Raw genomic sequence first — 5661 nt, forward strand, 5'->3', positions numbered from 1 at the left:
AGAGCGCCACTGGCTGGGCGTCATGCCCATCCAGCCCTTGAACGCACGGGTAAAATTGGCCGGGTCGGCAAAGCCCAGTAGCTCGCTGATACGCTGAATTTCCATATCGGAACTGGCCAGCAGGTGGCGGCTGTCCCGGTATCGGGCTTCTTCCAGCAACGACTGGAACCCCTGCCCCCGTTCCTGCAACCGGCGCCGCAACGTGCGGGGCGTCAGATGCAGACGCTCGGCAAGCTGCTCCGGGGCCGGATAGCCGTGCGCACCCAGCACCAAAAGCTCACGCACCTGACGCAGCAAGGTATCACCGGGGGCCATCAAGGCGCTTTCCCGCTCACACTGGGCAAGGGCATGACTCAGCGCTTCCGGATTGGCGGTAGGCAGCGGGCTATCCAGCCACTGCACCGCTTCCGGCGCCCAGATGCCTGCCCGTGCCTGGCGATAACGCACAGGCACCGCCGCGTCATCCATGGCACGGCCAGAGGTTGGCGGCTCGCCCTGCAGCCAGATTTCCGGCACCAACGACAAGTCAGGGAGAATAAACTGCATGCCACTGGCCATGCTGCCCAGCATGGAACTGAGCAACACATCCCGCACCGCAGCGGGCAACACCACTTCCGGCACCAACTCGAAGAACAGACCGCCGCGCTCCTCCTTTACGCTGAGAACCACACTGCGGCCCCGCAGGTGCCAGAACCGCTCCAGCAGACCAATGGCCTCGCGGGCACTGCCCGCACACATAAGCACATAACCCAGGCTGCCATGGGCCGTGAGCGGCATTCGCTGCCCCACCTCCAGGCCAATGGCAGCGTCACCGGTCAGCGCGGCAGCGGCCGCAAACACCTGTACCGTCTCCTGCAGGGACACCCGCCCGGATGGGTCCTCCAGCAATGCTGCCGGCACCCCCGCAGTGGACAGCAAGGTCTCGCGGGAGACACCTCGCTGCGTCGCCACCTCCACAAACATGCGCACATAGGTCACCGCCAGGCTGCGCTGGCGGGCCCAGTCAGGGAAACGGCTCCAGTCGATCAGGGTGAAGGATTCAGACAATTTGGCCACCAATGACAAGTGCTTTGTCCGCCCAGCATCTCACGCACTCCTGGTGCTCACCAGTACCATATGGGCCAAGCGTCAACGTATCCTTTTCGCCAGGAGGCTCAAAATGAATGCACCGGCAAAACAGCTTCATAACAATCCGACCGCTGCCCGCCCGACCATGGTTATCCCCACCGTCCGCCAGCCGGACTTCGACCTGGCGGACGATGTGCCCAAATACTGGTGGGATAATGACCCGCTAAAAACCCTGTTGCTGGGCGCCCTGTCCGCCAGCTTCCCCGCCGGGGAGCGATTCTTCATTGATTCCGTGCGACATTATCAGGACCGCATTAGCGATCCGGAGCTGAAGAAAGCCGTGCGTGCCTTTATCGGCCAGGAAGCCCACCACTCCAAGGAACACAAGCTGCTCAATGGCTATCTGGAAGAACGGGGCGTCGGCCTTGGCCGTCTGGATCGTGAAATTCAGGGCTTCATGGACTGGATGCGCAAGAACCTGTCACCGGAGCGGCAACTGGCGCATACCGTGGCCGTGGAGCATTTCACCGCACTGATGGCGGAAGAATTCCTGCTCAAATATGACGCCCTGGATGAAATGGACCCGCGCATGGCACCGATCTGGGCCTGGCATGCCATTGAAGAATCCGAGCACAAGGCCGTGGCGTTTGATGTGTACAAGCACATCGGCGGCAGCGAATTCACCCGCGTCACCGAGATGGCACTGGTGAGCGTTCTATTCCCGCTGTTTTCTACCCTGCATCTGACGCAACTTATGAAGGAACAGGGCGAGCTGACCAATGTGAAGTCCTGGCTCGGCGGCCTGAACTACATGTGGGGCAAACCCGGCGTGTTCCGCAAGCTGCTACCGTCCTACTTCAAGTTCTACAGCCCGCGCTTCCACCCGTGGCAACACGATGCCCGCGATCTGGTGGAAAAGGCGAAGAAAAAATGGCTGGGTGACTGGGCCTGATATCTGCTTTGCCGAATGCCAAACGCCGGATGCCGGACGCTTAAAATCACAAACCCGGAAAGGGTTGCATGGTGAGACAAAGCGACAAGGCTGCTGACTTAAATCCAGGCACTACGGGCATTAACTTGAAGCAGGATCAGAGGTGACGAAGCGCCTTCGCGCTTCGTCCATTGTAAAATAGCGGCAACGATCTATTTTTTGGGGCCAGGCTGCAGAGTCACTGGTTGGGCCAGTGCATCGGTGGCCTCTGGCGGCTTGTCGTCCAGATTCTTTTTCGCCCCGCAGGCCACACATTCCATCCACTGGCTGTCGCCATCGATAATGCGCTGGATCTTGTCCATCTGCCCACATTCCGGACAGGTTGCCCCGGCAATAAACTGGCGTTTCATAACATCCCTCCGCTTAACGAAGAACGCCCGATGCCGGACGCATTGTCGTCAGGCATCGGGCGTCCGGCATCAAGCGTTTTATCCATTAATCCCGCAATGGCGAAGCAGCGGTTCCACGCTGGGCTCGCGGCCACGGAACGCCTTGAATAGCTCCATGGGTTCACGGCTACCGCCCTTGGCGAGAATTTCCGTGCGGAACGCGCGGCCGGTTTCTTCGTTGAACTCGCCTTCTTCTTCAAAGCGGGAATAGGCATCTGCCGATAGGACTTCTGCCCACTTGTAGCTGTAGTAACCCGCCGCATAACCGCCGGCAAAAATATGCCCGAAGCTGTTGGGGAAACGGTTAAAGGCGGGCGGTTGAATAACCGCCACCTGTTCGCGCACTTCATTCAATACCTGATAAATATTCAGGCCCGGTTGATACTCCGCGTGGATTCGCATATCGAACAGGGAAAATTCGATTTGCCGCACCATCTGCATAGCACCCTGAAAGTTTTTCGCGGCGAGCATCTTTTCCAGTTTTTCTTTTGGTAGCGGCTCACCGGTTTGGTAATGGCCGGAAATCAGCGCGATGCCTTCCTCGGTCCAGCACCAGTTTTCCAGAAACTGGCTGGGCAGTTCCACCGCATCCCAGGCCACACCATTAATTCCGGAAATACCGGACACATCCTGCTCGGTCAGCATGTGGTGCAGGCCATGGCCAAACTCGTGGAACAGGGTGACCACTTCGTCGTGGGTCAACAGGCCCGGCTTGCCACCGGCTGGCGGTGCAAAGTTACAGGTCAGGTAGGCAACCGGGGTTTGCAGGCTGCCGTCGGGCTGGCGGCGACGAATACGCGCATCGTCCATCCAGGCGCCACCGCGTTTCCCGGTGCGGGCATACATGTCCAGATAGAAAGCCGCTCGGACACTGCCATCATCATCCACCAATTCGTAGAAGCGCACATCATCATGCCAGGTATCCACATCCGTGCGTTGTTTAAACTGAATGCCGAACAATTTTCCGACCACAGAAAACATGCCATTGATCACCGTGTCCGCCGGAAACCAGGGACGCAGCTCTTCTTCGGAAATATCGTAGCGTGCTTCACGCAAACGTTCGCTCCAGAAACCGATATCCCAGGGGTTTAAATCACCGGCGCCTTGCTCCGCCGCAAAGGCTTTCAGTTCTGCCAGCTCCTGTTCCGCCTGGGGCTTGGCGCGACGGGCCAGGTCTTCGAGAAACTGTACGACCTCATTCACATCCCGCGCCATTTTGGTGGCCAGGGATTCTTCCGCGTAATTGGCGAAGCCCAGCAATTGAGCCTGCTTGTGCCGCAGCGCAAGGATCTCATCCATGATCGCCGCATTATCAAACTGGCCCGCCTGCGGCCCCTGATCAGAAGCCTTGGTGGTCCAGGCGGTGTACATTTCCTTGCGCAATTCTGCGTTTTTACAGTGGCTCATCACCGCAATAAATACCGGGGCATCCAGGGTCAGTAGCCAGCCGTCTTTTTCGTCGGCTTTGGCGCGATCAGCAGCACCGGCCTTGGCGCTGTCGGGCAAGCCATCGAGTTCGTTTTCATCGGTGATGTGCTTGCTCCACGCCTGGGTAGCATCAAGGGCGTTGTCCGAGAATTTACTGGTCAGTTCAGACAAGCGCTTGGAGTTCGCCATATATTGCGCTTTCTTTTCCTCCGGCAGATCCACCCCGGACAAACGAAAATCACGCAAGGTGTTGTCGATATCTTTCTGCTGGGCTTCGTTCAGTGTTAACCACTGTTCGCTGTCACGCAGCGCCTGATAGGCCGCACAAAGCGCCGCATTTTGTCCCACCTCAGTCCCGTATTCGCTAAGCAGGGGCAAGCAACTGTTGTAGGCATTGCGCAAGGCTTCATTCTGGGCCACAGCATTCAAATGCCCGGCCGGGCCGAAAGCCTTGCCAAGTCGGTCATCTTCCTGGTCCAGCGCCTGTACCAGATGCGCGTAGTCGAAGTTTCCCTCCGCCAGCACCTGCTCAATACGGGCACGGCCCTCTGCCACCAGCTGCTCCACGGCAGGAAGTACATGCTCGGGCTGGATCTGTGAAAAAGGAGGAAGTGCCGGGTAATCAATCAGCGGATTGTTGCTCATGGGTGTCCTGTCCTGCTCCGGGTTCAGCGTGTGTCTGCGCGGCTGGCAACCGATGGCGAGCGGTATCGTCCGGCTGCAACAGCGTCTGGAATATCAGCCACTTGCTTAGCAGAAAAACGCCAAGCAAGATCAATATGGCTATCAGTATACGAGCGGGCGTCTGCAAAAGGTGCCCCTGTAACCATGAATTTGAACTATCGAGTGTATCAGTGATGGGGATTCGCCGCTTTGAAGACAAGGCCCCGCAGTTGGGTAAACGGGTATATGTGGACGAGGACGCTACGGTGATCGGCGAGGTCACTCTGGGCGACGATTGTTCCGTGTGGCCGAAGGCGGTAATCCGTGGCGACATGCATGCCATCCGCATTGGCGCCCGGGTCAGCATTCAGGATAACGCAGTGCTGCACATTACCCACGACTCCACCTTCAACCCCGGCGGCTTCGGGCTGCAGATCGGCGACGATGTGACCCTCGCTCACCAGGCCATGCTGCACGGCTGCACCCTGGGCAACCGAGTCATGGTGGGCATGCAGGCGATCATCATGGACGGCGCCATCGTGGAAGACGATGTCATCGTCGCCGCCGGCTCCCTGGTCGGGCCGGGCAAACGTCTGGAAAGCGGCTATCTGTATCGCGGTCAACCCGCGCGACAGGTGCGTCCACTCACCGAGGAAGAGAAAGCCTTTTTGCCCTATGTGGCGGGGAATTATGTGCGCTTGAAAGACCGGTATTTGAAAAGCAGCAGCTAGCGACGAGCAGCTAGCTGCCAGAAAAACATTAAACCGGCCGTAGAAATCACCGATCTCAAGGAACTTTTCCGGTTTTGTCTGTTTTTTTTCGTAGCTCGTAGCTCGTAGCTCGTAGCTCGTAGCTCGTAGCTCAGATCTGCCACATGAAGGACATATTGCCGAAGCTGAAGGTGTCATCGCTGCTACGCAGGGGCGATGTGGAACTTTGCAGTGTCAGGGTGAACGAAAAACGGTCCCAGTGAACACCACCGCCCAACACTAACCCCAACACGCCATCGCGGGCTTCCACATCGTATTCTTCGGCATGGTGTTCCAGGTAGGAGTAACCGATGTATTCACCGAAGCTGGCCACAAACGCTTCCCAACCAAACCCGCTGCCATCGAACAGGCC

General features: G+C 58.2%; 6 protein-coding genes. 2 read left to right on the plus strand and 4 right to left on the minus strand.

From position 1 onward, the window contains the following. A partial coding sequence (locus A3754_RS18060; protein ID WP_063520813.1) for an AraC family transcriptional regulator occupies positions 1–1056 on the minus strand: 1056 nt, incomplete at its 3' end. Positions 1057–1159: 103 nt separating this feature from the next. Here A3754_RS18060 and A3754_RS18065 point away from each other — a divergent pair. After that, positions 1160–2020 (plus strand): metal-dependent hydrolase, encoded by an 861-nt coding sequence (locus A3754_RS18065; protein ID WP_063520809.1) that lies wholly within the window; start codon positions 1160–1162, stop codon positions 2018–2020. A gap of 191 nt (positions 2021–2211) precedes the next feature. Here A3754_RS18065 and A3754_RS18070 read toward each other — a convergent pair whose 3' ends face one another. Beyond that, positions 2212–2409, minus strand: a complete 198-nt coding sequence (locus tag A3754_RS18070) for a YheV family putative metal-binding protein (RefSeq protein ID WP_063520810.1) — start codon at positions 2407–2409, stop codon at positions 2212–2214. 78 nt (positions 2410–2487) lie between these two features. Next, positions 2488–4521, minus strand: a complete 2034-nt coding sequence (gene prlC / locus A3754_RS18075; protein ID WP_063520811.1) for an oligopeptidase A — start codon at positions 4519–4521, stop codon at positions 2488–2490. A gap of 212 nt (positions 4522–4733) precedes the next feature. On the opposite strand from prlC, the gene A3754_RS18080 reads away from it, so the two are divergent. After that, positions 4734–5270 (plus strand): gamma carbonic anhydrase family protein, encoded by a 537-nt coding sequence (locus A3754_RS18080; RefSeq protein ID WP_063520812.1) that lies wholly within the window; start codon positions 4734–4736, stop codon positions 5268–5270. A 130-nt stretch (positions 5271–5400) separates the two neighbouring features. Here A3754_RS18080 and A3754_RS18085 read toward each other — a convergent pair. Further along, positions 5401–5661, minus strand: a 261-nt coding sequence (locus A3754_RS18085; RefSeq protein WP_156497068.1) for a lipid A-modifier LpxR family protein, incomplete at its 5' end; no start/stop codon positions are given.

This window comes from Alcanivorax sp. HI0083 (genome assembly GCF_001635175.1).

Coding starts and splice junctions, on each gene's coding strand:
- prlC (WP_063520811.1), bottom strand. CDS start 4,521: ATGAGCAACAATCCGCTGATTGATTACCCGGCACTTCCTCCTTTTTCA.
- A3754_RS18065 (WP_063520809.1), top strand. CDS start 1,160: ATGAATGCACCGGCAAAACAGCTTCATAACAATCCGACCGCTGCCCGC.
- A3754_RS18070 (WP_063520810.1), bottom strand. CDS start 2,409: ATGAAACGCCAGTTTATTGCCGGGGCAACCTGTCCGGAATGTGGGCAG.
- A3754_RS18080 (WP_063520812.1), top strand. CDS start 4,734: ATGGGGATTCGCCGCTTTGAAGACAAGGCCCCGCAGTTGGGTAAACGG.